The 25,231-nt window shown below is 68.3% G+C and carries 24 protein-coding genes; 12 read left to right on the top strand and 12 right to left on the bottom strand.

The window, feature by feature from the left end; genetic code table 11:
• Positions 1 to 40 precede the first annotated feature (40 nt).
• Both BMX17_RS04055 and BMX17_RS04050 read right to left on the bottom strand, forming a co-directional pair.
• Positions 41 to 1,504 (bottom strand): MATE family efflux transporter, encoded by a 1,464-nt coding sequence (locus BMX17_RS04055; RefSeq protein ID WP_092657932.1) that lies wholly within the window; start codon positions 1,502 to 1,504, stop codon positions 41 to 43.
• A 54-nt stretch (positions 1,505 to 1,558) separates the two neighbouring features.
• Positions 1,559 to 1,804 (bottom strand): ferredoxin, encoded by a 246-nt coding sequence (locus BMX17_RS04050; protein ID WP_092657930.1) that lies wholly within the window; start codon positions 1,802 to 1,804, stop codon positions 1,559 to 1,561.
• A gap of 85 nt (positions 1,805 to 1,889) precedes the next feature.
• Between BMX17_RS04050 and BMX17_RS04045 the strand changes: the two genes are divergently transcribed.
• The gene (locus BMX17_RS04045) at positions 1,890 to 3,008 is read left to right on the top strand and encodes a M48 family metalloprotease (protein ID WP_139203420.1); all 1,119 of its coding nucleotides are present in this window, start codon (positions 1,890 to 1,892) and stop codon (positions 3,006 to 3,008) included.
• On the opposite strand, the gene BMX17_RS04040 is transcribed toward BMX17_RS04045, so the two are convergent.
• Positions 3,005 to 3,673, bottom strand: coding sequence for a chemotaxis protein CheC (locus tag BMX17_RS04040; protein WP_092657926.1), 669 nt, complete (start codon positions 3,671 to 3,673; stop codon positions 3,005 to 3,007). The two genes, BMX17_RS04045 and BMX17_RS04040, sit on opposite strands and share 4 nt — an antisense overlap.
• A gap of 68 nt (positions 3,674 to 3,741) precedes the next feature.
• Positions 3,742 to 4,833, bottom strand: a complete 1,092-nt coding sequence (locus BMX17_RS04035; RefSeq protein ID WP_092657924.1) for a hypothetical protein — start codon at positions 4,831 to 4,833, stop codon at positions 3,742 to 3,744.
• A gap of 140 nt (positions 4,834 to 4,973) precedes the next feature.
• On the opposite strand from BMX17_RS04035, the gene BMX17_RS04030 reads away from it, so the two are divergent.
• The 4 genes from BMX17_RS04030 (at position 4,974) to BMX17_RS04015 (ending at position 9,716) form a co-directional block, all read left to right on the top strand.
• Positions 4,974 to 7,364 carry an ATP-dependent DNA helicase gene (locus BMX17_RS04030; protein ID WP_092657921.1) on the top strand — a complete coding sequence of 797 codons (2,391 nt, stop codon included), beginning with the start codon at positions 4,974 to 4,976 and terminating at the stop codon, positions 7,362 to 7,364.
• On the top strand, positions 7,364 to 7,864 hold the full coding sequence (gene cgi121 / locus BMX17_RS04025; RefSeq protein ID WP_092657919.1) for a KEOPS complex subunit Cgi121: 501 nt from the start codon (positions 7,364 to 7,366) through the stop codon (positions 7,862 to 7,864). Before BMX17_RS04030 ends, cgi121 begins: the two co-directional genes overlap by 1 nt.
• A 217-nt stretch (positions 7,865 to 8,081) precedes the next feature.
• Positions 8,082 to 8,795 carry a hypothetical protein gene (locus BMX17_RS04020; RefSeq protein ID WP_092657917.1) on the top strand — a complete coding sequence of 238 codons (714 nt, stop codon included), beginning with the start codon at positions 8,082 to 8,084 and terminating at the stop codon, positions 8,793 to 8,795.
• A 42-nt stretch (positions 8,796 to 8,837) separates the two neighbouring features.
• Complete coding sequence (locus tag BMX17_RS04015; RefSeq protein WP_092657915.1) at positions 8,838 to 9,716, top strand: alpha/beta fold hydrolase; 879 nt, start codon at positions 8,838 to 8,840, stop codon at positions 9,714 to 9,716.
• 169 nt (positions 9,717 to 9,885) lie between these two features.
• Here BMX17_RS04015 and BMX17_RS04010 read toward each other — a convergent pair whose 3' ends face one another.
• Positions 9,886 to 10,503 carry a MaoC family dehydratase gene (locus tag BMX17_RS04010; RefSeq protein ID WP_092657913.1) on the bottom strand — a complete coding sequence of 206 codons (618 nt, stop codon included), beginning with the start codon at positions 10,501 to 10,503 and terminating at the stop codon, positions 9,886 to 9,888.
• A 235-nt stretch (positions 10,504 to 10,738) separates the two neighbouring features.
• On the opposite strand from BMX17_RS04010, the gene BMX17_RS04005 reads away from it, so the two are divergent.
• The 6 genes from BMX17_RS04005 to BMX17_RS03980 all read left to right on the top strand — a co-directional run bounded on the left by BMX17_RS04005 (position 10,739) and on the right by BMX17_RS03980 (position 14,912).
• Entirely contained in the window at positions 10,739 to 11,050 is a 312-nt protein-coding gene (locus tag BMX17_RS04005) for an AbrB/MazE/SpoVT family DNA-binding domain-containing protein (protein ID WP_092657911.1), read from the top strand.
• A 7-nt stretch (positions 11,051 to 11,057) separates the two neighbouring features.
• Positions 11,058 to 11,609, top strand: coding sequence for a hypothetical protein (locus tag BMX17_RS04000; protein WP_092657909.1), 552 nt, complete (start codon positions 11,058 to 11,060; stop codon positions 11,607 to 11,609).
• A 51-nt stretch (positions 11,610 to 11,660) separates the two neighbouring features.
• Positions 11,661 to 12,203, top strand: a complete 543-nt coding sequence (locus tag BMX17_RS03995) for a poly(R)-hydroxyalkanoic acid synthase subunit PhaE (RefSeq protein ID WP_092657907.1) — start codon at positions 11,661 to 11,663, stop codon at positions 12,201 to 12,203.
• Positions 12,200 to 13,651: a PHA/PHB synthase family protein gene (locus BMX17_RS03990; protein WP_092657905.1), complete on the top strand. Its 1,452-nt coding sequence runs from the start codon at positions 12,200 to 12,202 to the stop codon at positions 13,649 to 13,651. Before BMX17_RS03995 ends, BMX17_RS03990 begins: the two co-directional genes overlap by 4 nt.
• A 69-nt stretch (positions 13,652 to 13,720) precedes the next feature.
• Positions 13,721 to 14,461 carry a beta-ketoacyl-ACP reductase gene (locus tag BMX17_RS03985; protein ID WP_092657903.1) on the top strand — a complete coding sequence of 247 codons (741 nt, stop codon included), beginning with the start codon at positions 13,721 to 13,723 and terminating at the stop codon, positions 14,459 to 14,461.
• A 1-nt stretch (position 14,462) separates the two neighbouring features.
• Positions 14,463 to 14,912 carry a TIGR00725 family protein gene (locus BMX17_RS03980; RefSeq protein ID WP_092657901.1) on the top strand — a complete coding sequence of 150 codons (450 nt, stop codon included), beginning with the start codon at positions 14,463 to 14,465 and terminating at the stop codon, positions 14,910 to 14,912.
• A 143-nt stretch (positions 14,913 to 15,055) separates the two neighbouring features.
• Here the strand turns inward: BMX17_RS03980 and BMX17_RS03975 are convergent, their stop codons facing one another.
• Positions 15,056 to 16,633, bottom strand: coding sequence for a glutamate-cysteine ligase family protein (locus BMX17_RS03975; RefSeq protein ID WP_092657899.1), 1,578 nt, complete (start codon positions 16,631 to 16,633; stop codon positions 15,056 to 15,058).
• Positions 16,634 to 16,673: 40 nt separating this feature from the next.
• On the bottom strand, positions 16,674 to 17,054 hold the full coding sequence (locus BMX17_RS03970; RefSeq protein ID WP_092657897.1) for a universal stress protein: 381 nt from the start codon (positions 17,052 to 17,054) through the stop codon (positions 16,674 to 16,676).
• Between the two features lie 87 nt (positions 17,055 to 17,141).
• Between BMX17_RS03970 and BMX17_RS03965 the strand changes: the two genes are divergently transcribed.
• Positions 17,142 to 17,891 (top strand): ribonuclease H-like domain-containing protein, encoded by a 750-nt coding sequence (locus BMX17_RS03965; protein ID WP_092657895.1) that lies wholly within the window; start codon positions 17,142 to 17,144, stop codon positions 17,889 to 17,891.
• 114 nt (positions 17,892 to 18,005) lie between these two features.
• Here the strand turns inward: BMX17_RS03965 and BMX17_RS03960 are convergent, their stop codons facing one another.
• From BMX17_RS03960 to leuS, 5 genes are all read right to left on the bottom strand, one after another.
• Entirely contained in the window at positions 18,006 to 18,734 is a 729-nt protein-coding gene (locus BMX17_RS03960) for a GNAT family N-acetyltransferase (protein ID WP_092657893.1), read from the bottom strand.
• A 142-nt stretch (positions 18,735 to 18,876) separates the two neighbouring features.
• Positions 18,877 to 19,230, bottom strand: coding sequence for a hypothetical protein (locus BMX17_RS03955; protein WP_092657891.1), 354 nt, complete (start codon positions 19,228 to 19,230; stop codon positions 18,877 to 18,879).
• Positions 19,227 to 21,641, bottom strand: a complete 2,415-nt coding sequence (locus BMX17_RS03950; protein WP_092657889.1) for a penicillin acylase family protein — start codon at positions 21,639 to 21,641, stop codon at positions 19,227 to 19,229. The genes BMX17_RS03955 and BMX17_RS03950 overlap by 4 nt, the downstream gene beginning before the upstream one ends.
• A gap of 32 nt (positions 21,642 to 21,673) precedes the next feature.
• Positions 21,674 to 22,396, bottom strand: coding sequence for a hypothetical protein (locus tag BMX17_RS03945; protein WP_092657887.1), 723 nt, complete (start codon positions 22,394 to 22,396; stop codon positions 21,674 to 21,676).
• A 118-nt stretch (positions 22,397 to 22,514) separates the two neighbouring features.
• Positions 22,515 to 25,178, bottom strand: coding sequence for a leucine--tRNA ligase (gene leuS, locus BMX17_RS03940; RefSeq protein WP_092657885.1), 2,664 nt, complete (start codon positions 25,176 to 25,178; stop codon positions 22,515 to 22,517).
• Positions 25,179 to 25,231: the final 53 nt, after the last annotated feature.

Below are 25,231 nucleotides of genomic sequence, written 5' to 3'. Positions count from 1 at the left end.
ACCCGCGAGTACCGCCAGCAACGGTTTAAATCCGACGTATCTAGTCGTCCGTCGTTCCAACTCCGGCGCGCCGGGCGACCCCCTGCCACTTCCCCGTCCAGAAGCGCGCGGTGTTGACCGCCGCCTTCACGTAGAAGTCGGCGATCAGCGCGACGAAGATCGCGGGCAGGCCCCAGCCCAGCCCCGGCGCGACCGAGAACCCGGCGACCGTGACCGCGTAGCCCGCGGGCAGCGCCAGCGCCGCGACGGGCAACCGGACGAGGTACGAGCCCGCGAACGTCCCGTAGAGCGGCCAGCGCGTGTCGCCCGCGCCCCGGAGACTCCCCCGCATCGTCCGCGAGATCGAGAACCCGGCGACGATCACGCCGAACACGCGGATGAACTGCACCGCCAGATCCGGGTACTCGGTGCCGAAGGCCAGCGCGATCGGGCGAGCGAAGGCCACCAGCACCGCGCCGAAGAGCAGTTGCGTCACCAGCGCGATCCGCATGGTCTGCCAGCCGTAGGCCGTGGCGTCGGCGTCCTCGCCCGCGCCGACGGCCTGGCCGACGAGCGTACTGGCGGCCGTCGCGTACCCCCAGGCCGGCATCAGCGCCAGCAACATCACCCGCCGCCCGATGGCGTACGCGGCCACGACGGGCGTTCCAAGCACACCCAACACGAACAGAAAGGGGAACCGGCCGAACGTCTGGAGGAGTCGCATCCCGGCCAGCGGCAGGCCGACGCGGACGATCTCCCGACACAGCGAGAGGTCGATCTGTGGACCACGGAGGGGGAGCCGGACGACGTACCGCCCCGAGGCCAGCAAGACGAGAAAGACCGTCGCGGCGAGCGCGTTGGCGGCGGCCGTCCCCCAGGCCGCGCCCGCCACGCCGAGTTCCGGGAACGGGCCCCACCCGAAGACGAGGACGGCGTTGAGGACGACGTTCGTCGGCAGGGTCAGCAACCGGACGTACATCGGCGTCCGCGTGTCGGCACTGCCGGCCAGCGCCCGTGCGGCGATCATGCTCCAGAACCGGAAGGCGAGCGACAGCATCACGATCTGGAGGTAGACCGCCCCGAGTTCGATCGTCCGGGGGTCGTCGGTCAGGACGTCCAGCATCGGGCCGGCGTACACCCACGTTAGAACCGTGAGCGGGATCGAGATCGCCAGCGAGAGCCACAGCGACTGCTTGACCGCCAGATCGGCCCGGCCGGACTCGCCGTTGCCCTGCAACCGGGAGACGACGCTGATCGTCCCCGAGGACAGCGCCAGCGACAGCCCGAATCCCAGAAAGTAGTACTGAAACCCCAGTTCGAGGGCGGCGATGGCCGTGTCCCCGACGGCGATCCCGACCATCAGGAAGTCCGCGACTCGCAACAGGACCCGGAGCCCGCCGGTGACCATCACCGGCACGGCCAGGTCGAACGCCTCGGTCCCCTTCTCGCGGTCGACCAGTCCGAGCCGAGCCAGGAGCGCGGGGAACCGCAACAACGCGGCACGGACGGCGTCGCGGACACCCATCTACGGCCACCACGGACCGGAGCCCCCTGTGGTTTTCGACCGCGGAACGGTAGTTCAGGGGATGATCTGCTCCCCGTCGTCGTCGTAGACCGTGATGGCGTCGACGGGACAGGACCGGGCGGCGAACTTCGCGTCCAGTTCGGCGTCCTCGGGGATCTCGCGGGCGAACAGGTCCTCGTCGACTTCCTCGCCGTCGACGAGAATGGCCTTGCCGGCGTCGTTGTCCTCCTCGAACCCGTCCCACTCGGCGGTACACTGGAACATCCCGATACAGGTGTCCCGGTCGAACTCGATTCGCATGGCCGAGCGTTCGGCCGACGCTGGCTTCAGTGTGACGACGGGTCCAGCCACACTTTTTTCACTGACAGGATCGCAGTCCACACCGATGCCCTCCCCGTCCATCGCAGTCGTCGCCCACTGCTGGCTGGCGGCGGTCGTCTTCCTGGCTGTGCGGACCGCGGCCGGCTACGTCCACCGGCTCACCGGCGGCCCCGCCCGGACCGCCGAACGGCTCCGCACGCTCCGGGAAATCGGCTCCGTCGTCGCCACCCTCGCCACGCTCGTGCTCGCGGTGAGAGTCGGGACCCTGCCGCTGGCCGCGGCGGCGATCCAGCGAGTCTCGCCGGGACTGCCCGCCGGACTCGTCGGTGTCCTCGCCGCCGCCGTGCTCCTGCTTGGCCCGGTCCTGCTGGGATTGCTGGCGGTGCGGCTCGGCACGCTCCGGCACCGCCGGGCGTCCCGTCGACTCGACCTGACCTACCGGGACGTGACGGGGTGGTTCACCAGCCGGTACGCCGCGACGGTGCTGGCGCTCGCGGCGGCGACGACGGTCGTCACAGCCGCCGAGTCGACGGTCGGTCGGTTCGCGGTTGCCGTCGTCGTCGGCGGGCTCGGGACGGTTCTCGCGCCCTACGCGATCAGTGTCACCGTCCGGGACCGGCCGGCGACCGACAGCGAGCGCGAGGTCGCGCAGGTGCCCGGGGACTGTCAGCTCCGGGTCGTCGACGACCGGACGCGGTTCGGGGTGGCCCTGGCGGCGGGCGTCCTGCCGGGCCAGCGGTACGTCTTCGTCGCCGAGTCGCTGTTTTCGAGCCTCGACGAACGGGAACTGGCGGGCGTCGTCGCCCACGAGGTCGGGCACCACGAGGGGGGCCACGTCCCGCTCCGGTTCGGGGCGTTCCTGGCGGCGGTCGTCCCGCTGCTGGTCGCGCTGGAGATCGGCGGGACGGCGGTGCTGTTGGCGGGGGTCGGACTGGCCGCCGCGGGCGCGGTCGGCGCGTTCGCCGTCGTCCGGCACACGGAGTACGCGGCCGACACCTACGCCGCCAGACAGGGACTCGGGCCGGCGCTGGCGTCGGCGCTGGAGGAGTTGGCGGTCCAGCGGGTTCTGCTGACGACGCCCGGGCCCCACGCCGGGCCCTTCGCGGCACACCCGCCGCTGCACGCGCGGGTCGCGCGGCTCAGCGACGGGACGACGCGGGAACCACCGGCGACCACAGTCTAGACGAGTTCGGAGAAGTCGGAGGGAGAGGTCTCGGCCTCGGCGATGGAGTCGACGTCGATGTCGTGGATGAGGTCGACGAGCGGTTCGAGTTCGGGGAAGGTGTAACAGGTCAGCGAGAAGTCCACGTCGGCGGCGGTGATCTGCGAGTCGATGACGAACACGATGTCGGTGTCGGGCCACTCGGTGATCTCGTCGAGCATCGTCTGGCTGTCGCCGTAGGCGAAGTGGGGCGGCGAGTGGGCGATGGTCGTCCCCAGCACGTTGGCCCAGCCGTCGATGAACGCCGAGGTCATGATGTTGCCGACCTCCTGGATGGCCGACTTCTGCATATCCGAGAAGCCGCTGCCGTCGGCTTCGGCCTCGGCCCCCTGGCCGAGCATGGCGTTTGCCAGCCGCTTGGCCTCCGTCCGTGAGACCAGAAAGAGCAGATAACCGTGGGGCGGATCTTCGAGTTCGGTGTAGATACCGACGTGGGAGTCGGTGTGGGTCTCGGTGCGGAGGTGGGTGCCAACGTCGTCGAAATCGAGGAAGTTCAGCTTCGAGACCGAGGCGGCGGTCTCGAGACCGCTCATCTGCTGGAGGTGATCGGCGACGGTTTCGGCCCCCTCTTTGGCCAGCCCGTTGAACAGGTGGAGCTTCCGCACGTCGACCTTCAGGGAATCCATAGGGAATCCTTCGCGTCCATCGGCATGAAACCACGGGAGACATCAGCCAGTCGAAGGACTGGCGTGTCTCACCCGCCGAGCAAGAACTGCACCACCACGCCCGTGACGAACACGATGAGCAACGAGACGCTCGGAAACGTCACGTCGGCGGCGGTCGTCGACGAGCGCGCGATCATCGGGAGGTAGACGAGGAAGGCGGACCCGAGAAACGCCGTCGTCAGAACGACCGCGATCCGGTAGGCGAGCAGTGCGACGACGGCCGCGACGAGGCCGAGCACGGTCGCGATCACCAGCGCGACGCCGAGCCAGACCGTCAGGGACTGGAGGCCGTCCGCGAGGAACGCACCGCCGGACAGCAGGTAGAACGTGGGTCCGGCGACCGACAGGAAGCCAGCGACTGCGATGCCGAGCCAGTGCAAGAGGAGAAAGAGTGCGCCGACGACACTGGCGCACACGCTCACGGCGGTGACGAACACGAACACGCTGGCGAGTCCGTCCAGTCCGAGCGTGGCGACCAGAAAGCCACCGACGCCGAACCCGATGACAGCGCCGAGGACGACGCCGGCGAGTTTGATCAGATACTCGAACGTCGCGAACCCAGCGTACGTGACGGCGAGGCCGACGCCGAGAAGCGGGAGTACGATCGGCGAGCGCTGGAGCGCGTCACCCCATTCCGCGAGGGGACTCGGGCCGAGCGCGCCCGTCAGCGGCAAGGCGACGAGAGCTAGCACGAGCACGGCGAGAACGACCGACACCGTGCCGTTGATCCAGCGCCACAGCGGCGGCGCCTCCTCGGTCGACACCGCCGAGATGTAGTCCGGCGGGACCTCCTCGAACAGGTTGTAGTGGGAGACGAGCGGCCAGGTACCGAGGGGATGTTTCGGCGACCAGTAGACCTCCGAGTCCGCGTCGTCGGTCTGCTGGACCCACACGGGTTCGTCCTGGATCATGGCCCGGTCGACCCGTTCGGCCAGTACGTACTCGTCGGTCACCGACGCGATCCGTACCGTGACGTAATCACCCTCGTCGACAGCGCCGGTCACCCGAAGTCTGCTTCGGGGGCCACCGATCCGGCCCCGACCCTCGTCGTCGAGGGCAGCAACCGTCCCGACGATGTTCTCTCCGGGTTGCCAGTCGTCGCTTCGAGCGTGACGAGTCATGGGAACGGGTCGGGAAAGCGGGGGCGTTACGGGGCGTTTTCGCTGACTGTCACTTGTAGGTATCACCGGTTTCGAACGGACGAACGGCCGGGTCCCGGGACACGACAATTTAAACCCGGTGACGGGCAAAGACGGCAGTAATGGACGTTTCGGCGATTCCAGGGGTTCCCGGCTGGCTGTCCGGACACCTGCAGGACGAGGGTATCGAGGCGCTGTACCCGCCACAGGCCGAGGCCGTCGAGGCGGGCGTCACCGAGGGCGCGAACCTCGTCGCCAGCGTGCCGACCGCCAGCGGGAAGACGCTGGTCGCCGAGCTGGCGATGCTGTCGGCGGTGGCGGGCGAGGAGAGTGGCAAGGCGCTCTACATCGTCCCCCTGCGGGCGCTGGCCAGCGAGAAGGCCGAGGAGTTCGAACAGTTCGAGGAGTACGGAATCGAGGTGGGCGTCTCGACGGGCAACTACGATTCCGACGGCGGATGGCTCGCCGACAAGGACATCATCGTCGCGACCAGCGAGAAGGTCGACTCGCTGGTCCGCAACGACGCCGACTGGATCGCGGAGCTGTCCTGCGTCGTCGCCGACGAGGTCCACCTCGTCGACGACGGCCAGCGCGGCCCCACCCTGGAGGTCACCCTCGCGAAACTCCGGCAGTTGAACGCCGGTCTCCAGACCGTCGCGCTGTCTGCCACCATCGGCAACGCCGACGAGCTGGCCGACTGGCTCGACGCCGAACTCGTCGACTCGAACTGGCGGCCCATCGAACTCCAGAAGGGGGTCCACTACGGGCAGGCGCTCCACCTCGAAGACGGCAGTCAGCAACGGCTGGAAGTCCGCAACAGCGAGAGCGAGACGGCCGCCATCGTCCGGGACACGCTGGCCGACGACGGCTCGACGCTGGTGTTCGTCAACTCCCGCCGGAACGCCGAGGCCGCGGCCCGCCGCCTGTCCGGGACGACGCGTGACTTCCTCGACGCCGACGAGCGTGAGACACTGGCGGAGATCGCCGCCGAGATCCGGGACGTGAGCGACACCGAGACCAGCGACGATCTGGCCGACGCCGTCGAAGGGGGCGCGGCCTTCCACCACGCTGGCCTCGCCAACGACCACCGATCGCTGATCGAGGAGGCCTTCCGCGACCGCCTGCTGAAAGTCGTCTGTGCGACGCCGACGCTGGCGGCGGGCGTCAACACGCCCTCCCGGCGGGTGGTCGTCCGGGACTGGCGACGCTACGACGGGTCGACCGGCGGGATGGCTCCGCTCTCGGTACTGGAGGTCCACCAGATGATGGGGCGGGCCGGGCGGCCCGGCCTCGATCCCTACGGCGAGGCCGTCCTGCTGGCCAACAGCCACGACGAACTCGACGAACTGTTCGAGCGGTACGTCTGGGCCGACCCCGAGCCGGTGCGGTCGAAACTCGCCGCCGAGCCCGCGCTCCGGACCCACCTGCTGGCGACGGTCGCGTCCGGCTTCGCCAGTTCCCGCGAGGGGATCCTGGAGTTCCTCGAACGGACGCTCCACGCCACCCAGAACGCCGACCGGAACGAACTGGAGCGGGTCACCGACCGGATGCTCGACTATCTGGACGTCAACGACTTCCTGGAGCGGGACGGAGATCAATTGCAGGCGACCGGACTCGGGCACACGGTCTCGCGGCTCTACCTCGACCCGATGAGTGCCGCCGAGATCATCGACGGCCTGCGCGACTGGGAGCGGGCGGGCGGGCAAAGCGCCGGGCGCGAGCGGGAGCCAGACGAAGACGCGGAATCCGCCGGTTTCACCCGGGCGAGCGAACTCGCGGCCGACGATGGCGGCGACGACGGGCCCCGAGAACCGCCGTCGGCGCTGGGGCTCTACCATCTCGTCGCGCGGACGCCGGATATGTACGAACTCTACCTCCGGAGCGGCGACGAAGAGGAGTACACGCAACTGGCCTACGAGCGCGAGACGGAGTTTCTCGGCCCGATGCCCAGCGAGTACGAGGAGGACCGCTTCGAGGACTGGCTGTCGGCGCTGAAGACCGCCCGCCTGCTCGAAGACTGGGCCAGCGAGATCGACGAGAACGAGATCACCGACCGCTACGCCGTCGGCCCGGGTGACATCCGCGGGAAGGTCGAGACTACCCAGTGGTTGCTGGGAGCCGCGGAGTCGCTGGCGGGCGAGCTCGGCATGGACTGCGTGCCGGCGATCCGGGAGGCACGGACCCGCGTCGAACACGGCGTGAAGAGCGAACTCGTCGATCTGGCGAGCGTCCGCGGGGTCGGACGGAAACGTGCCCGCCGGCTCTACGACGCCGGCATCCGGACCCGCGCGGACTTGCGGGAGGCCGAGAAGGCAGTCGTCCTCGGGGCGCTCCGGGGCCGGGAGAAGACCGCCGAGAACGTGCTGGAAAACGCCGGCCGGGAGGACCCGTCGATGGACGGCGTCGAACCGGCCGACATCGACGGTGTCGGCGCGACCACGACGGGCGGCGGGGACGGCACGAACGGAACGGCCGACGACCCCGAAGACCAGTCCAGCCTGGGTGATTTCTGATGCAGGTGGTCGAGGGCACGGCGACGGTCGAGGACGTCGACGCGTTCGTCGCGAAACTGGGCGAGATCGGTGACGAACACGACTGTGCGGTCCAGGCGTTCGACGCCCGGTACGTCGTCGACCGCGAGCACCTCGAACGCGCGGTCGCGTGTGCCGACCGGGCCCGGGCACGGGGCGAAGCCATCGCCGACGACCACGCCGTCGAGATCCTGCTGTACGCGGCCGGTCGGCGGCAGATCTCGCGGGCACTCGAGATGGGGGTCACCGAGGGGAAGTGCCCGGTCGCGGTCGTCGTCCACGGTGTGCCGGATACAGCGGCCGAAGCCGAGGCGGCCGCGGCGGTGGCGGACCTGCTGGACGCGGCCGAGACGCTCGGCGCGTTCGACGAGGAGCGCGTCCGGGAGTTCTTCGACGTGGCCGACCGGGAACTCGCGGCCACGGACGCCGGCCTGCCGGCGCTAGTCCGCGAGCGGGTGGCCCTGCTCGCCGTCGAGAAGTGAGCTGTCTGGTCGGAAGCTTGAAACGACCGGCCTCGCTCGGTCCGCTCGGGGGAGCGCAGTGGACGACGGGGGCGAGCGCCGACCGAGAGTCGGTGGTTCGTGCCGGTACCACGGCGTAACTACCAGCAGGTATGCTATACGATAACAGGGGTTTCGGCGGAGCCGGAACGGGGGGTCTCGGGTGTGAACGCGAGTCGTCCGGACACACACCGCACGCATGAGCGACGCGTGGTGGGTCGCGACGGTCGGGTCGAGTGTCGCCGTGCTCGGGAGCGACGCGGCCGTGGACCGGGCCGCGGCGGCCACGCCGGGGACCGGCGACGGGGTGCTGGGCATCGCGATCATCGCAGGCATGGCCGTCAGCGCGGGGTTGCTCGTCGCCTGGATCGCGGCGACCCAGCGACTGGACGACCACGAGGGGGTGGCAACCGACTGGCTGGCGGTGGCGGTCGGACCCCTGCTGTCGAGTCTCGGGGCGGTCGCGATGCTGACGGCGGCCGGCGAGAACCCTGGCGTCGCGGGCGTGGCGGCGGCGTTCGGGACGATCCTCGCGTGGGTCGTCGTCGGTGTCGCCGGCCGGAGCGACCGGGCGGCGCTGGGACGCCGGAGCGTCGGCGGCGCGACGCTGGCGGCCGGGTACGCCGCCGGATCGCTGGTCGGCCTGCTCGGCGCGGCGGTCCTGGCCGGACACGTCACGGTCAACGCGGCGGTCGGGCGCGGCGACGGCTGGCTACGGGCGACGGGCGTCACGGTCTCTATCTTGGGCGGGTGCCTGGGCGTGACCGCACTCGGGCTTTGGACGCTGGGCCTGTCTCCGGCCGGGCACGTGGCGGCTCTGGCGTTCGCCGGCGGGAGCCTGCTCGTCGTCGGCCTCGCGGAGACGAACCTCACCGGTTCGTCGCCGTGGGATCGGCGGGTCGACGCGTCGTGAGTTTCCGAAGACACAAGGTCTGTCGTCCCGAGGTAATGGTGAATGGCGAGTTCGAGCAGTGACGCCGGAACCGGCGGGCAACGCGCGGTCGAGGTGACGGCCGAAGACGGGTCGGGACGGGAAACGACGACGACCGTCCGGTACAGAAACACGGGCGAGGGGCGACCGCTGGTGTTGTTACACGGCGTCGGTCTCGACGCGAAACACATCTCCTGGAAACACGCGATCCCACACCTGGCCGAGGACCACCGCGTGATCGCGCCGGACCTGCCGGGCCACGGGGCCAGCGACAAGCCGAACATCCGGTACACGACCGACTACTACGTCGACGTGCTGTCGGGGCTGGTCGAGGAACTGGATCTCGACCGGCCCAGCGTCGCCGGCATCTCGATGGGCGGCGCGATCGCGCTGGGCTACGCGCTGGAAGCGGAGGTCGAACGGCTGGCGCTGGTCGACAGCTACGGACTGGGAGCCGACGCCGGTTGGCGACCGATGGCGTCGGTCGCCCTGCGGATGCCCGTCGTCGACCAGTTCGTCTGGAACACGATGGGCGTCAACGAAGGGACCGTCCGGGACACGCTCCGCGGGTACATGACCCAGGCCTCCGAGGAGTTCGTCACGGAGATCCACGAGGTTCTTCAGGACGACGCCTGCGGTCGCACCCTCCGGCGCTGGCAGCGCAGCGAGTTCGGTGCCTTCGGGTTCCGGACCTGTTACGTCGACGATCTCTCCGAGCTGGGCGTCCCGACGCTACTCGTCCACGGCGACGACGACACCCTCCTGCCGACGACGTGGTCCGAGCGCGCCCACGACCGACTGCCGGACAGCCGCCTGCACGTCCTCGAAGACTGTGGCCACTGGCCACCCCGGGAACGGCCAGCCACGTTCAACCGCGTGCTGGCGGAGTTTCTGGCGAGCTAGCGGGAGCGAAAAGCGCGAATTCTGAACACTGGTAACCGAAATTCGATGGCCGCCAGCAACTGGAAGCGTGTCGGCCGCCAGCGATAAATGTCATTAAACCGACGAGTGTGATGGCGAGAGAAGGTTCCTGCCGCGATGCAGGCAGAAAGCGGAGCGCGCGTGCTGAAGTTTACTCGGGCTGTTCGTCGACCAGGATGACGGCTTCGCCGTCGATGACGACTTCCTCGTCCTGCTTGACCTGCGTGGTCAGCCGGAACTGGTCGTTGCCCAGGTCCTCGACGATCTCGATCTCGGCGGTGAGGCGATCACCGATACGGACCGGGTTGTGGAATTCCAGATCCTGCGAGAGATAGACGACCAGTCCGGGCACGCGGGCGAGGGCGGCGCTGATGAGGCCGCCGACGAGCGTCCCGTGAGCGATCCGGCCCCGGAACCGGGTCTCGGAGGCGTACTCGTCGTCGAGGTGTAGCGGGTTGGTGTCGCCGCTGGCAGCCGCGAACGAGGTAACGTCGTCCTCGGAGATGGTCTTGGTGAACTCGATGCGGTCCCCGACGCCGAGTTCGGTTCGGTCGTCTTCGGTCCGTTCGATGGTCCACTCGGGGAGGTCTTCGTCGGGTTCGATCCGCTCTCGCGGCGGCAGCGTCGGGTCCTCGTCGGTGTCGTCGTCGGAGTTGACACCGAAGGCCGCGAACGCCGCTCTGTTCGCCGCGAGAACGCTGTTGAAAACGTGCGACGAGGTCTCCGTCCACGTGTCCAGCAACGCGCTCCGGTGCGGGTTGGAGCTCATTGGCACCAGTTGTTGGAAGTGGCTGTATTAAAGCGTGGTGGTTCACATGATCCGTCGGCTCCAGAGCGGCATCTGCGGGCCGCTCTGTACGAATCGCGCGCGCTCGGCGTGGCCGGTGAGGGTCGGCGATCGGCCCCCGCGGGTTCAGTTGCTACCATTTGCTACCAATACATGGTAATGAGTGGTCAGAAGCATAACCCTTATGGTGTCGAGTGGCGTAGAGAGTAGTGAAGGGATGACCGAGCAACACGACAGCGAGGACGGCGTCATGTGGCCCCCGCAGATGATGAAGGGATTCCAGCAGGCCAGCGAGCAGGCGATGGAGCAGCAACAGGAATTTATCCAGCAGCTGCTCGGTGCCAGCACGTCGGGCGTTGGCGTCCCCCAGTTGGGCGCGATGAGTCAGATGGCGACGTTCAAGACCCGCGTCCAGAGCGGCGGACGCATCAGCATTCCCGACGCCGAGCGCGAGGCGCTCGACATCGAGGAGGGCGACATCGTCCAGACTGTCGTGGTTCCGGTCAAGCGCAAGCGTTCCCAGGAGTGAACCCACTATGACAGAGTACACCACCCCCATTACGACGACGTTCGAGATGCAGCGCCAGGCGATCAAGCAGAGTCAGAACGCGGTCGAGCAGGGCGTCGAGTTCCAGCAGACCGTCAGCGAGGCCTTCGTCGACAGCCTCGACAGTCAGGAGTCGGCCCAGCGCCGCACCGTCGAACTGTCCAAGACCGCCTTCGACAGCTACCTCGACGCGATCGAGAGCACCATGCCCGGCGCGGCCGGCTCCGTCGAGGAGATCCGCGAAGCCGTCGACGAGCAGTTCGAGTTCCTCCTCGAGAACCACGCCGAACTGTTCGAGAACATCGAAGCCGAGACCCGTGACGGGCTCGACGCCTACGAGGACCTGACCACGGACTACCTCGACGCGATGGACGAGCAGATCGAGATGGTCCTGGAGGCCCACGAGGACCTCGAAGGCCAGTCCATCGAAGCCGCCGAGCAGGTCGAAGACCAGCTCGAGCAGATGCAGGACCAGGTCGAGCAGGTCCAGGACCAGGTCCAGGAAGTCCAGGAGCAGGCCCAGGAATCCCTCGAGGCCTGACCGGCACGAACGACCAACCCGATTTTTGTTGTCGGCTACAAACGATACACCATGAGCGATACAACCAACGACCCGATGGACGACTGGAACGAGATGGTAGAGGAGATGAACGACGCGGTCGCGGACTCCGTCGAGCAGAACATGAAGGCCCAGGCGGCCTTCATGGAGTCCTGGGCAGAGGCCGTCGAGGGCTCGATGCCCGAGGAAGACGAAGTCGCCGAAGGCTTCGAGGGGTACAACCGCGCCTACGAGGTCTGGATGGACGCCTCCGAGAAGATGTTCGAGCGCACGACCGACGCGGCCCAGGGCGAGGACGTCGAGCCCTCCGAGATGCGTGACATCTGGCTCCAGTCGGCCAACGAGGCCTTCAAGGAAGTCATGGGCACCTCCGCCTTTGCCGCCGCCAACGGCCAACTGGTCGAGGCGATGATGGATATGCAGGAAGAGGCCGACGAGGTCACCCAGGACACGATCCAGCAGCTGGGCCTGCCCACCCGTGACGACGTGATGGAGGTCGGCGAGCGACTCGTCGAACTGGAGCGTCGCCAGCACGCCGTCGAGCAGAAGCTCGACGAGATCCTCGAGGAACTATGATCAACCCGTTCGCGAACGCACTGGACGCCCAGCGCAAGGGGTTCGAGGCGATGGCCGACGGTCTGGAGAAAGCCAGCGTCGCCCCCGAACGGGCCGGCCCGCTGGCGAACATCGAGGTCGGCGAGACCCCCAGCGAGGTCGTCTACACCGAGAACAAGCTGGAACTGCTCCACTACAAGCCCGAGGACGCCGGCATCGAGGTGCCCGAGGACGAGCAGTGTGACGTGCCGATCCTCATCGTGTACGCGCTGATCAACAAGCCGTACATCCTCGACCTCCAGCCCGAGCGGTCCGTCGTGCGCCGCCTGCTCGAGGCGGGCCACGACGTGTACCTCATCGACTGGAACGAACCGTCCCGGATGGATCAGTACCTCACGCTCGACGACTACGTCAACCGGTACATCCACAACTGCGTCGAGGAGGTCGCCGAGCGGTCCGGACAGGAGCAGATCAACATTCTGGGCTACTGCATGGGCGGGACCATGACGGCGATGTACGCCGCACTCCACCCCGAGAAGGTCAACGCGCTGGCCCTGATGGCTGCCGGTCTCTACTTCGACGAGACCGGGGGCGTCCTCGAAGAGTGGGGCAGCGACGAGTACTACGACCCCGAGGACGTGACCGACGCGTTCGGGAACGTCCCCGCGGGGATGTTGGACGTCGGCTTCGCCCTGATGGACCCCGTCGACAACTTCGTCTCGAAGTACGTCCGGCTGTACGACAACCTCGAGAACGAGGCCTTCGTCGAGAACTTCGCCCGGATGGAGCGCTGGCTCGACGAGGGGATCGACCTCGCCGGCGCGGCCTACGAGCAGTTCCTGGGCGACATCTACCAGGACAACAAGCTCTACAAGAACGAGCTGTCTCTGGACGGGAAACACGTCGACGTCTCCAAGATCGATATGCCCATCCTCCAGCTCATGGGCGAGTACGACCACCTCATCCCGGCGGCGGCGAGCAAGCCGTTCAACGACGTGGTCGGCTCCGACGATATCGAGACCATCGAGTACCCGACCGGCCACATCGGCCTGTCGGTCTCGGGATCCTCCCACGAGGACGTCTGGCCCCGCGCCGCCGAGTGGTTCCACGAGCAAAGCGAAGACGTGGGAATCGAGGAGGAAGCCACCGAGATCGAGATCGGCGAGGGAACCGACGAGGCCGTCGAGACCGAAGAAGAACCCGAAGCAGACGAACCGCCGGCCGAGGACGACGAGATCGAGGTCGAGACGACCGAGAACGAGGACGGCGAACAGGCCACCCTCACCGGCGAGGAGGGTGCCGACGGTGTGGACACGGTCAACGGCATCGGCCCGACCTACGCCGAACGCCTGCAGGCCGCCGGCATCGAGACGGTCGCCGATCTGGCCGCGGCCGACGCCGCCACGGTCGCCGAGGCCGCCGAAGTGTCTGAGTCACGCGCCCAGGACTGGATCGACCAGGTCGCCTGATTCACACGACGGCAATTATTGCGACGGCGGGCGAACATCCTTTTTGGTCCCCGGGGCCGAACGTCGCGTATGCTCGACGGACAGACCTGCCTGGTCACTGGGAGTTCACGCGGCATCGGCCGCGGTATCGCGGAGGAACTGGGTCGTCACGGGGCCGACGTGGTCGTCAACTACCGCTCATCGGAGGCGGCGGCGGGCGAGGCCGTCGACGCCATCGAGGACGAGGGCGGGACGGCCATCGCCGTCCAGGGCGACGTGGCCGACTACGACGACGTGGAGTCGATGTGTGATCGGATCCACGACGCGTTCGGACAGGTAGACGTGCTGGTCAACAACGCGGGGATCACCATCGACAAGAAGTTCGAGAACATGACCAAAGACGACTGGGAGACGGTGATGGACGTGAACCTCGGCGGCGTGTTCAACTGCACGCACTGCCTGTTCGACGACATCAAGGCCTCCGATCAGGGCCGACTGATCAACATCTCCTCGGTCGTCGGCCAGCAGGGCAACTACGGGCAGGCCAACTACGCGACCACCAAGTCCGGGCTCTTTGGCTTCACCCGGACGCTCGCGCTCGAACTCGCTTCGACGGGGTCGACCGCCAACTGCGTCGCGCCCGGGTTCGTCAAGACGGATATGCTCGAAGACGTGCCCGAGCGCGTCCAGCAGAAGATCATCGACCGGATTCCCCTCAACCGGTTCGCCGAGGTCGAAGACATCGCGGGGATCGTGCGCTTCCTGTCGAGTCGGGAGTCCAGTTACATGACCGGTCAGGTGCTGGCCGTCAACGGCGGTATGGAGTGGTGAGGTGCGCGTCAGCGTGATCGGCGGCGGCGTGATCGACCGCGAGACGGCCGACACCGCCCGAGCGGTGGGCCGTGAACTCGCGAATCGGGGCCACACGGTCGTCTGTGGCGGCCTCGGCGGCGTGATGGAGGCCGTCTGTGAGGGCGCACGGGAGACGGGCGGCCACACCATCGGGATCGTCCCCGGTCCGGACCGGGCAGCGGCCAACGAGTACGTCGACACCGCCATCGCGACGGACCTGGGCAACGCCCGGAACGTCCTCGTCGTCCTCAACGGCGACGCGACCATCGCCATCGACGGGTCGACGGGGACACTGTCGGAGATCGGCCACGCCCTCGATTTCGGCCGCCCCGTCGCGGGGATCGAAACCCACGACATCGAGGGTATCGAAGCGGTCGAGACGCCCGTGGCCGCCGTGGATCACGTCGAGTCGGCGGCCGGCGGACAGTAGGAGGACACGAGCATCCGGCGCGCTCGGCGCGCCGGTTCACTTCACGCGAGGCTCGGAGAGCCGAGCGTGAAGATAGTTTTTATACTAAATTGTTGCGAGGAGTGGTTGCGCGCCGGGGGCGCGCAACCCGACGAAGTGAAAATTTAGTCGTCCAGCCAGTCGGCGAACGAGCCCTCGATAAGGGTCTCGGTCTGTTGCTCGACGTAGCGGGCCTGCATCCCCCAGATGGCCTCGGTCAGTGGGACGCCGCGTTCGACCTGCCGTTCGACGAGGCCGTGTTTCCAGCGGGCGGGTGTCGTCCGGCGGTCGACCCGTTCCCGCAGGGGGCGGATGTACCGGCGGGCTTCCTCGGTGGAGAGGCCGCGCAGTTCGAGGCCGTCGCGGGCGTACTCGAAGATCTCACCGTAGATCTCGTCGACGGCACCCGTCTCGGCGGCGTCGGCGGTAAGCCAGGTGAACTCGGCGTCGAGACCGTCACAGACGGCGGCGTAGAAGTTGGCCTTGGCGGTCTGCCAGTCGAGATTCCGGACGGGGTGTTCCCGGCGGGGCAGGCTCTCCATGAGGCCGGCAAAGAGGGCCTGGAAGGCGACGGCGTCCCGGATGGTCGGCTGGGCCGCGAGCGGGCGGAACTCGATGCGGGCGTTGGCCGCCGAGCGGGAGGCGCCGTCGAAGACGGGGCGGACCCACCGCCAGTAGGAGCCGTGTTTGTGCCGGAGGTGCCGGAACCGGTCGTCGAACCGCTGGCCGTCGGGCACGTCCATCGGGACGATGGTCCGGTCCTGGGCGATGTCGTGGATAGCGTCCTCGACGGTGTCGAAGTCGGGCGGGAAACAGACCTTGGGGTCGCCCTCGCCGGTCGGCGGGTTGAGCACGTCCTCGAAGACCGTGATGCGGTGTTCCATCCAGGCGTCGGCCAGGATCTGTCCCGCGGGCACGTCGTCGTACATCTCCGGCGGGAAAAAGGGGGAGTTGGCACCGAGGGCCGCGAGCGGGCCGGCCACGCGCAGGGCGTAGGTGAAGTGTTCGGGCAGGTCGGGGGCGTGGGGGACCTGGTAGTGGGGCTGGATGGAGGTGATGAGGCTCTCGGGCATCACCGTGTCGGCCTCCAGCGTGACGTGGGGGGCGTCGATCCGCAGGCCGGAGGGGTAGTCGGTGTTGGCCATCGTGTGGTACCGCACGGTGTCGGACATATTGGTCGCCACTCGCACACCGAAAGACTCCCCCCGGTCGTCTTTCGAGCCCTCGCTCGTCTCACTCGCGAGGACCCCGTCGGCCTCGATGCTGTCACGGAGGTAGTCGGTGGCGGTCTCGCCGTTGGGCGGGACGGTCCACATCCCGTCGGCGACGAGTTGGATGTTCTCGCGGCCGACGGCCTTCTCGGCGGCGTCGATGTGAGCCTGGAGTTCCGCCTCCTGTTGTTCCAGGCCGTACCGGGAGAGTGGGACGGGCGAGGTCTGGAGTTCGGCGTTGTGCAGGCCGAGTTCCTTCTCGAAGCCGATGCGGTCCAGGAGCTGGCGGGGGACCCGCCTGAGGGCGTCAGTGCGGTCGTCGACGGCGTACAGTTCCTGCTCCAGCCCGATGATGGCCTGGGAGTTGTCGAAGGTCCCGTCGTAGACCTCCTCGATCAGTTCCTCGGCTTCGGCCTCGGCGCGCTCCTGGAACGCCTCGGCGTCGACAGTAAGCGCCTCCCTGACCTGTGCCGCGAGCTCGGAGCCGGACATACGCCCCCCTGTGCCGGCCTCGGTGAAAAGCGCGGGGGTCTCAGGACAGCTCCGGCAACGGCACGACCACGACGGGCACGTCCAGACTCACCAGCAGGTCGGCGGCGGTCCCGCCCAGTCCGGGCGTGGCGTCGGGGTCGCCGCGGCGTGCGCCGATCAGGACCTCGTCGATGTCGCGCTCGGCGACCAGCGACTGGACGACCTCGCTCGGGTGGCCGTCCTCGGTGATCGTCTCGACGGTCGGGTCCACGAGTCGCGTGCGGGCGACGTTGGTCGCATCACCGGCATCACGGGGGTCGCCGTCGGGTTCGGTGACGCTGACGGCGATCACGGTGTCGTCGGCGGTGACGCGCTCACCGAGGTAGTCACAGGCGGCCGCGGTCGTGTGGACCGACGCGGTGGCCACGAGGAAGGTGGTCATGCGTTCGACTGCGGGTGCGAGCGACATAAATCGTCACGGGACTCGGCAGGCGACAGCGTTTTGTCCGCCCGGCCCACCCCTGTCGGTGTGCGAATCGAGAACAGCTTCATCCCGGTCCGGGGCGTGGGCGAGACGACCGAGCGCCGGCTCTGGGAGGCCGGCGTCACCCACTGGGACGAGTTCGACGGCTCCGTCGTCGGGGAGACCACGGCCGACCGCATCCAGTCGTTCATCGACACGGCACGGGACCGACTGGAAAACGGCGACGCCCGCTACTTCGGCGAGCAGTTCCCCAGCGGCGAGCGCTGGCGGATGTACGAGAACTTCCGCGAGGAGGCCTGTTTTTTCGACATCGAGACCACCGGGCTCTCCCAGGAACGCGACAAAGTGACGACGGTGAGTTTCCACCAGGGTGGCGAGACCACCACGCTCGTCCGGGGCGACGACCTCACCGCCGACGCCCTGCGGGCGCAATTCGAGGACGCCGCCATACTCGTGACGTTCAACGGGAAACGCTTCGACGTGCCCTTCCTCGAGACGTCCTTCGACCTCTCGCTCGATCATCCCCACCTCGACCTGATGTACCCCTGCAAGCAACTCGGGCTCACGGGCGGACTCAAAGTGATCGAACAGGAGATCGGCGTCGAGCGCGACCGCCCGGACATCTCCGGGGAGGACGCCGTCCGCCTCTGGACGGAACACCAGCGCGGCCGCGACGGCGCACTCGAAACGCTCGTCTCGTACAACCGTGAGGACGCCGTCAACCTCCGGACGCTCACCGACACCGTCGCCGAGCGCCTCCACGAGGACGTGTTCGCGCCGGTCGCCCAGCGGTGAAGACTGTCCAACCACGCACCTGTCACCGGTCCTACAACACCCCTTCGTTTCGACTGCACGAACGGTCACTGTGAGTGGGACGAACGCGATGATCGGTTCCAGTCGAAAAGAAGGTTAACCGTCGGATTCCTCGGTTGACTCGAACAGTTCGTCCACGTCGCCGGTGTCGTCGTCGAGCCACTCGTCGAGCTGGAACCACTCGGGGGCTTCGGAGTCGGCAAGTCGCGGAGTCGACGGCCCCTCGGCCGATCCCGCGGGCGTGTCGTCGCCAGCGTTGGCCGTGTCACCGGGGTCGCGGTCGGCGTCGGACGCCACCGCGTCGCCGAGTTCGTGATCGTCGGCGTCGAACGGGTCCGGGTCGTCGGCGAGGTGTTTCCGCATCCGGACGAACACCACGTCCACGTCCTCGATGGTGGTCACTTCGTCGTCGAGTCGCCAGTAGCCGACCGACTCGTAGAAGGGGACGGCGTTGCGCGCCGCGACGATGTCGATCGTCTCGATGCCCTGGAACTGCGCGGAGAGTTCGAGTTGCTTGACCAGCGCGGTCGCGACGCCGTGGCCGTGGTGGTCGGGGTGGACGTAGACGGCGTCGATGCGCTCGTCGGGGACGTTCAGCGCCCCGTACCCGACGATCCGGTCGTCGCGTTCCCCGACGTGGACGATAAACCGGTCGTCGTCGATGGCCTCCTCGAACGTGTCGAGGTAGCTGTCTTTCGGTTTCCAGGCGTCGACCTGTTCGGGACTGTACTGCCAGTGTTCGAGATCCTCGATCGCGGCCCGCTTGATCGAGAGGATCTCCTCGGCGTCGCCCGGCCTGGCTCGACGGAAACGCACGTCCGACATCGGGGAACCTGTCCGGGATAGCGAAGCCGCGAATAAAAATACTCGCAACGTACTGACCCGTGAAACGAACCGGGCGGCGGGTGGCCCGTGGCTCCACTGCCCCACCGACACGGCCGCGGCACCGCCGTCGAGGAACCGGCCGCTAGCGGATGCCGCGAGCCAGCGCACCCAGCAGACCCCCGGCCAGCGGGATGGCGGTGCTGACCGCGAAGACCTGCCCCATCCCGAAAAAGAGCGTGAGATTGCCAGTGCCCGCGAGCCAGAGGGCGAAGACGAGCCACGAGAGGACACCGAAGGCGAGGCCGGCGAGCAGGCCCCGGCCGAGCGAGGGCTGGGTGAGCGCGATCAGCGCCCCGCCGAGGACGAACCCGAACCAGTGGAACGGGACGACAACCAGCCCGACGACGACCGCGCCCGTGGCCGCCAGTCGGCGGTGACGCGGGGCCGCCCGGAGCGCGTCGAGGCGGTCGCCGACTGTCGCTAGGTGCTCGCTCATCGCTCGCCCTCCTCGAACCGCACGGCGACCTCGCCGTTCGTTCCGAGCGGGATCGGCTTGTACTCGCCGTCGGCCCAGGCGCGCAACTGGTCGTGGTAGTGCTCGGAGAAGACCGAGCCGTCGTTGCCGCCGGGGAAGGCACCCTGTGACCGGGCCGACTCGCCCATCGGGCAGATCATGCGCCAGCTACTGCCAACCGATTCCTCGTGGCGGAAGTTGTTCAGCGAGGCCGCCGAGCCGTCGGTCGGATGGCGGGGGTAGTTCAGCCACGACCGGTCGAACGGGTGGTCGATCGCCGTGGTGTTGTAGTCGCCGTAGGTCTCCCAGCCTTCCTCGTCGAGTTCCGTCGCGGTCCGGGCGAGGGCCTCGGCGATGGCCGCCGCCCGCCCGTCGGGGAACCACGCAGCGTCGGGGTCGAGCCCGAACAACACCCAGTCGCCGCCGTAGTACTCGGACACGTCGCGGCGGTCGCCCAGGGCGTCGGCGAGGCGTGGCTCGAACACCACGTCCCGGTAGTGATCGACGAAGCGGGCGAACACCAGCGCCGCCCGGGAATCGCGGTCCATCCGGTAGTCCCAGCCGTCGAGGTCGGCGAGCAACGCCGCGGCGTCGCCGTCGACGGCCGACGCTGCTTCCTGCATAACCGGGACGAACTGCGCGGCCCGGGCGTCGTACGTGTCCCGCTGGAGGTCTCGTATGAACGCGGGATCGGCGGGGTCGTCGCTCGCGACCCGGCGGTCCAGCCGGTCCCAGAGCCGCAGGCCCCGGTAGGGGTCGCCGTAGGCCTCCGCGAAGTAGTAGGGGTAGTCGGCGTCGTCGACGACGCGCTGGTTGGCGGTGCCGAGATAGCCGGGCTGGTCGGCGTGGGGCATCTCCGCGAACGGGATGAACCCCTCACCCGTCCAGTCGGTCTCGCCGTAGGGGGTGTAGCCGGCCCACTCGCCCTCCTTCGCCGAGCCGTCGAAGACCCGATCCCCGGGAACCTGCTCGCCGTCGGTCCGTCGGATCGGGACCTTGCCGACGACCCGGTAGTGGGTGTTCCCCTCGCGGTCGGCGTAGACGCAGTTCTGGGTCGGCAGGTCGAACCGCTCCAGGGCGGCGAGCGCGTCCTCGAGCCCATCGCTCCGGTTGAGGTCGCGGACAGCCTCGGTCGTCCGGGTCGCGCAGAACCCGGTCCAGGCGACGCCGACCTCGGTCCGAAATTCGTCGCCGTCGGCCTCGACGCCGAGCATCGGGCCGTGGACGGTCTTGCGGACGGTCACGGTTCGGTCCTCGCCGTCGGCGACGGCGATCGTCCGCTCCTCGGTCTCGAACTCGCGCCACTCGTCGCCGTAGCGGTACTGCCCGTCGCGGGTCTCGTACTCGTAGAAGTCGATCACGTCCGCGCCGGCGTTCGTGAACCCCCACGCGCCGCCGTCGTTCTCGCCGATGACGACGAAGGGGACGCCCGGGAAGGTGACCCCGCGAACCGTCGTCTCCGGGCCGTCCAGTCCCATCTCGTACCACACGGGCGGGGCCATCAGCGAGAGGTGCGGGTCGTTCGCCAGCAGGGGCGCGCCCGAGGCGGTGTGCTCGCCAGACACGACCCAGGAGTTCGACCCGACGCCGGGTGGCGACTCGAATCCCGAGAGCCAGCCCTCGAGGTCGGGATGGGTCTCACGCTGGCTGTCCGTTCCGGAGGGGACAGTCGTCTGCCGGACTGCAGGTTCCGCGCCGTCGCCCGCCTCGTGACCCAGGATCGCCGCGTCGTGGTCGAGCCGGCTCGGGTACAGCCCCTCGATGCCCGCGGCCCGGACTGTCTCGCGCCGAAGTGTTCGAAAACTCCCCGTCAGCGTCCAGCCGATCTGTTTCTCGGCGAGCATGGCGTCGGCCGGCCCCCAGGGCTCGGGCTCGAACCCGAGCAGGTCGTACTCGGCGGGGAGTGGGTGGTCGCCACCGACGTGGCGGTTGACGCCCTCGGTGTAGGCCTCGACGAGGTCGCCGGTCTCGGACCCCTCCAGACGGTTCCACGTGGCCTCGGCCGCGCCGGCGAAGTCCATGGCGACGTGAAAGCGGTCGGAATCGAGGGTCGCCTCGCCGACGACTGCCGAGAGTTCGCCCCGCATCTGCCGGCGCTGGAGGTCCATCTGGAAGAGGCGGTCGGCCCCCTGCACGTAGCCGACCGCGAAGTACAGCGCCCGCTCGTCGTCGGCCGAGACGTGGGGCACGCCGTGGTCGTCGTAGCGCAGCGTCGCCGCGCCGTAGGGACTCTCGACGGTCTCCGGGAGATCGTCGTCGACGGTGTCCCAGAGGGCGCCGCTGAACGGCGCGAACCGGTCGAGATACCGCCGGATCGGCGTCCCGACGGCCCCGGCGACGCCGCCCGCCAGCACCGCCCCGAGGACGGCGCGGCGGGTTCGTTCGCGATCCATGACACCGCAGAAGAGCCGAGACGTGAAAAAACCTAGAAACCGCCCCAGCGCAGGTAGACCATCGCGACGATGATCGCGAGCTGGCCGAGTCCCTGCACCGCGCTGAGTTTCGCGTTTCGCATCCCGATCTCGCTGATGAGGTCCGCGTCCGGATTCGCCGACTGCATCTCCAGGTACATCCGCACCTCGCCGGGCATCAACACGCCGAATCCCAGCACGCTGAGGAGGGTGACGATGGCCAGGATGACCACGAACACCGGCCGGGTCATCCCGAAGTTCGGCAGGGCGACGGCGAGATAGGCCCCGCTGCCGACGAGCGCGACGCCGAAGGCCGCGAGCCACCGCCAGTCACGGAAGGCGTCGAACTGCCAGCCGATCAGCGCGAGCGCGGGCAGCAGCGTCGCGGCAGTCAACAGCGCCAGCCAGGCGTGCGCGTGCGGGAACGGCCAGACCGGACTGCGAAGCACGAGCGTGATCCCGCCCACGATGGTCACCAGCGCCAGCGAGGGCAGCAGGAACGAAGTCTTCGGCGTGAGCCGCCGGAAGACGTTCGCCCGCTCCTCGACCGCCAGCCCGCCCAGTACCGGCCCCAGCACGAGCGCCATGAACAGGTCCGTCCCCGTCCACAGCACACCCGCCATGACGTGAACGTAGGTGTGTTGCTGGAGTGTCCCGAGTGTCACCGCGTAAACCAGTAGCGCGAGCGGGACGGCCACCGCCCCGACCGCGAACGCCGGATTCGCCCGTGTCCCCATGCCACGTACCGTACTTCGGACCGAAACTGCCATCCTGTCTGATGCGTCGAGAAGCTGTCAGAAATACGTAACGGTCGACTCGGCCGCGCGAGACACGGCCGGCGGCGGGACGGGCGGCTCAGTTGATGTGAATCGCCGGGCGATTGGGTTCGGCCTTCGACGCGAGGTCGTCGCCGTCGTCGGCCTGCCGAACCGTGACCCCGGCTCCGAACTCGTCCTCGAAGAGCCAGGCCGCCTGTTCCAGAATCTCCCGCTCGCGGTCCGGGGCCATCGTCGGCTCCAGCTCGGCGCTGCGCTCGCCCAGCGCGGCGGCGAAGTCGGCGGCCGCCTCGCCGTGGTCGCGGACGGTCTCGTCGTCCATGATCTGCCCGACGACGGCGGTGTCATCGTCGGCCTCGCGAGCGATCTGGTAGGCCCGGTACTTCCAGTCCTGGGCGACGACGATCTCGATTTGCTCGGGGTCGGCGATGTCGACCACGTCCGTGATATCGCGCACGTCGTCGAGCGTGTTCCGGACGAGTTCCCGCTCGATCCGGAAGTCATCCACGTCGTGCAGCGCGGTCGGCCAGTCGGCGCTGGCGGCCAGTCCCTCCTCGCCGAGCAGGTGCCACAGCTCCTCACCCAGATACGGTGCGATGGGCGCGACCAGCGCCGCGAGCGTGCGAAGCGCTCGGCTGTAGGCGTATCTGTAGGGCGACTCGTAGTCCCGATACCGCCGGAGCAGGCGAGCGAACCGCCGGAGTTCGCCCACCACCTGGTGGAACCGGAAGCGGTCGTACTCGGTGGAGACCGCCGCGATCGTCCGGTCGATCTCGCGTTCGAGGTAGGCGTCGTGCGGTTCGCTCTCGGTCCGGGTCTCGATCTCGTCGTTCGAGAACTCGGCGACCATCCCGTACAGCTCCTGCTGGAACTCGTAGGCGGTCCTGACATTCTTGACGGTCCACTCGAAGTCCTGCTGGGGGTGGGCCGCCGAGAGGACGAACAGACGGGTCGTCTCCGCGCCGTACTCGTGGGGCGCGATGGCGTTGCCCTTCGATTTGGACATCTTCGTGCCGTCTTTCAACACCGTCCCCTGGTTGACCAGCCGCTCGACGGGTTCGCGGGCGTCGAGCAGGCCGAGATCGGCCAGCGCCCGCGTGAAAAATCGGATGTACAGCAGGTGGAGGATGGCGTGTTCCTCGCCGCCGACGTACACGTCCACCGGGAGCCACTCGTCGGCGACCTCGGTGTCGAAGGGGGCATCCGCCAGATCGGGCGAGAGATAGCGCAGGAAGTACCACGAGGAGTCGACGAAGGTGTCCATCGTGTCGGTCTCGCGCTCGGCCGGACCGCCACACTCCGGACAGGTCGTCTCGACGAACGCCTCGTTTTCGGCGAGGGGGTTGCCCGTCGTCTGGACGTACTCGGGCAGTTCCACGGGGAGGTCCTCTTCGGGGACCGGCACGGGGCCACACTCGTCGCAGTGGACGATAGGGATGGGCGTCCCCCAGTAGCGCTGGCGGGAGATGAGCCAGTCCCGGAGTCGGTAGGTCACGTCGCTCTCGACGGCCTCGTGAGCCTGTAACTGCTCGTGGGCGGCGGCGCTGGCCAGCCCGTCGTACTCGCCGCTCGCGGTGAGCATCCCGTCGTCGGTGTACGGTTCGGCTGGCAGGTCGGCCGTCGCGTCGCCGATGGGTTCGATCACCTGCTCTACAGGGAGGTCCTGTTCGGTGGCGAACGCGTGGTCGCGCTCGTTGTGTGCGGGCACGCCCATGACCGCGCCCGTGCCCACGTCGTCCAGCACGTAGGCGGCGACGTAGACGGGAATCGCCTCGCCGGTCAGCGGGTGGGTCGCAGTCAGCCCGGTGTCGACGCCGGACATCCCGGCCTCGCCGGGGTCTGCCGCCCGTACCTGATCGACGTACTCGGCGACGGCCTCGTCCTCGGCGGCGATCGCGTCGGCGAGGTCGTGGCCCGGCGAGAGGGCCAGATACGTCGCGCCGAAGACCGTGTCGAGCCGGGTGGTGAACACGTCGACGGTCCCTCCGTCGAGGGCGTCGACCGCCGGTGCGTCGATCTCGAACGTGACCCGTGCGCCCTCCTGCCGGCCGATCCAGTTGCGCTGGATGTCCCGGACGCCCTCGGGCCATCCCTCCAGATCGTCGAGGCCGGCGTGGAGTTCCGCGGCGTAGTCGGTGATCGTGAAGAACCACTGGTCGAGTTCCCGGCGGCCGACGGGCGTCTCACAGCGCCAGCAGACCTCCGCCGTTCCGGACTCGGTCTCGACCTCGTTCACCTGTGCGTCGGCCAACACCGTCTCGCAGTCGGGACACCAGTTGACTGCCGCGCCGCGGTAGTCGACCAGTCCCTCGTCGTAGAACTGGGTGAACAGCCACTGGTTCCAGCGGTAGTACTCGGGGTCACAGGTCGTGATCTCCCGGGACCAGTCGTAGCCGAAACCCATCCGTTCGAGTTCGTCGCGCATCCGCTCGATGCAGGTGCGGGTCCAGGACTCGGGATCGGTGTCGCGCTCGAAGGCGGCGTTCTCCGCGGGGAGGCCGAACGCGTCCCAGCCCATCGGGTGGAGGACGTCGTCGCCACACATCCGCCGGTAGCGAGCGTAGGCGTCGGTGATCGCGTAGTTGCGGACGTGACCCATGTGGAGCGCCCCGGAGGTGTAGGGAAACATCCCGAGGACGTAGGTGGGGTCCTCGGCGTCGTCGGGACAGTCGTAGACCCCTTCCTCCTCCCAGACGTGTTGCCAGTACTCCGTGACCTGCGAGGGGTTGTAGCGGTGAGACATCGAAATTCGCCGTTGTCCCCTCTGGCACCGCGAGCCACATCACTGTTCGGTTG

Origin of the sequence: Halorientalis persicus, from assembly GCF_900110215.1 — an archaeon.
GTDB lineage: Archaea > Halobacteriota > Halobacteria > Halobacteriales > Haloarculaceae > Halorientalis > Halorientalis persica.
The sequence above is the reverse complement of the archived record's forward strand: the minus strand, read 5'-3'. Positions and strand labels throughout refer to the sequence as shown.

Coding starts and splice junctions, on each gene's coding strand:
- BMX17_RS04005 (WP_092657911.1), top strand. CDS start 10,739: ATGACCGAGCAACACGACAGCGAGGACGGCGTCATGTGGCCCCCGCAG.
- BMX17_RS04030 (WP_092657921.1), top strand. CDS start 4,974: ATGGACGTTTCGGCGATTCCAGGGGTTCCCGGCTGGCTGTCCGGACAC.
- BMX17_RS04050 (WP_092657930.1), bottom strand. CDS start 1,804: ATGCGAATCGAGTTCGACCGGGACACCTGTATCGGGATGTTCCAGTGT.
- BMX17_RS03955 (WP_092657891.1), bottom strand. CDS start 19,230: ATGAGCGAGCACCTAGCGACAGTCGGCGACCGCCTCGACGCGCTCCGG.
- BMX17_RS04020 (WP_092657917.1), top strand. CDS start 8,082: ATGAGCGACGCGTGGTGGGTCGCGACGGTCGGGTCGAGTGTCGCCGTG.
- BMX17_RS04045 (WP_139203420.1), top strand. CDS start 1,890: ATGCCCTCCCCGTCCATCGCAGTCGTCGCCCACTGCTGGCTGGCGGCG.
- BMX17_RS03975 (WP_092657899.1), bottom strand. CDS start 16,633: ATGTCCGGCTCCGAGCTCGCGGCACAGGTCAGGGAGGCGCTTACTGTC.
- BMX17_RS04040 (WP_092657926.1), bottom strand. CDS start 3,673: ATGGATTCCCTGAAGGTCGACGTGCGGAAGCTCCACCTGTTCAACGGG.
- BMX17_RS03945 (WP_092657887.1), bottom strand. CDS start 22,396: ATGGGGACACGGGCGAATCCGGCGTTCGCGGTCGGGGCGGTGGCCGTC.
- BMX17_RS03950 (WP_092657889.1), bottom strand. CDS start 21,641: ATGGATCGCGAACGAACCCGCCGCGCCGTCCTCGGGGCGGTGCTGGCG.
- BMX17_RS04010 (WP_092657913.1), bottom strand. CDS start 10,503: ATGAGCTCCAACCCGCACCGGAGCGCGTTGCTGGACACGTGGACGGAG.
- leuS (WP_092657885.1), bottom strand. CDS start 25,178: ATGTCTCACCGCTACAACCCCTCGCAGGTCACGGAGTACTGGCAACAC.
- BMX17_RS04015 (WP_092657915.1), top strand. CDS start 8,838: ATGGCGAGTTCGAGCAGTGACGCCGGAACCGGCGGGCAACGCGCGGTC.
- BMX17_RS03995 (WP_092657907.1), top strand. CDS start 11,661: ATGAGCGATACAACCAACGACCCGATGGACGACTGGAACGAGATGGTA.
- BMX17_RS03960 (WP_092657893.1), bottom strand. CDS start 18,734: ATGTCGGACGTGCGTTTCCGTCGAGCCAGGCCGGGCGACGCCGAGGAG.
- BMX17_RS03985 (WP_092657903.1), top strand. CDS start 13,721: ATGCTCGACGGACAGACCTGCCTGGTCACTGGGAGTTCACGCGGCATC.
- BMX17_RS03990 (WP_092657905.1), top strand. CDS start 12,200: ATGATCAACCCGTTCGCGAACGCACTGGACGCCCAGCGCAAGGGGTTC.
- BMX17_RS04000 (WP_092657909.1), top strand. CDS start 11,058: ATGACAGAGTACACCACCCCCATTACGACGACGTTCGAGATGCAGCGC.
- BMX17_RS03970 (WP_092657897.1), bottom strand. CDS start 17,054: ATGACCACCTTCCTCGTGGCCACCGCGTCGGTCCACACGACCGCGGCC.
- cgi121 (WP_092657919.1), top strand. CDS start 7,364: ATGCAGGTGGTCGAGGGCACGGCGACGGTCGAGGACGTCGACGCGTTC.
- BMX17_RS04035 (WP_092657924.1), bottom strand. CDS start 4,833: ATGACTCGTCACGCTCGAAGCGACGACTGGCAACCCGGAGAGAACATC.
- BMX17_RS04055 (WP_092657932.1), bottom strand. CDS start 1,504: ATGGGTGTCCGCGACGCCGTCCGTGCCGCGTTGTTGCGGTTCCCCGCG.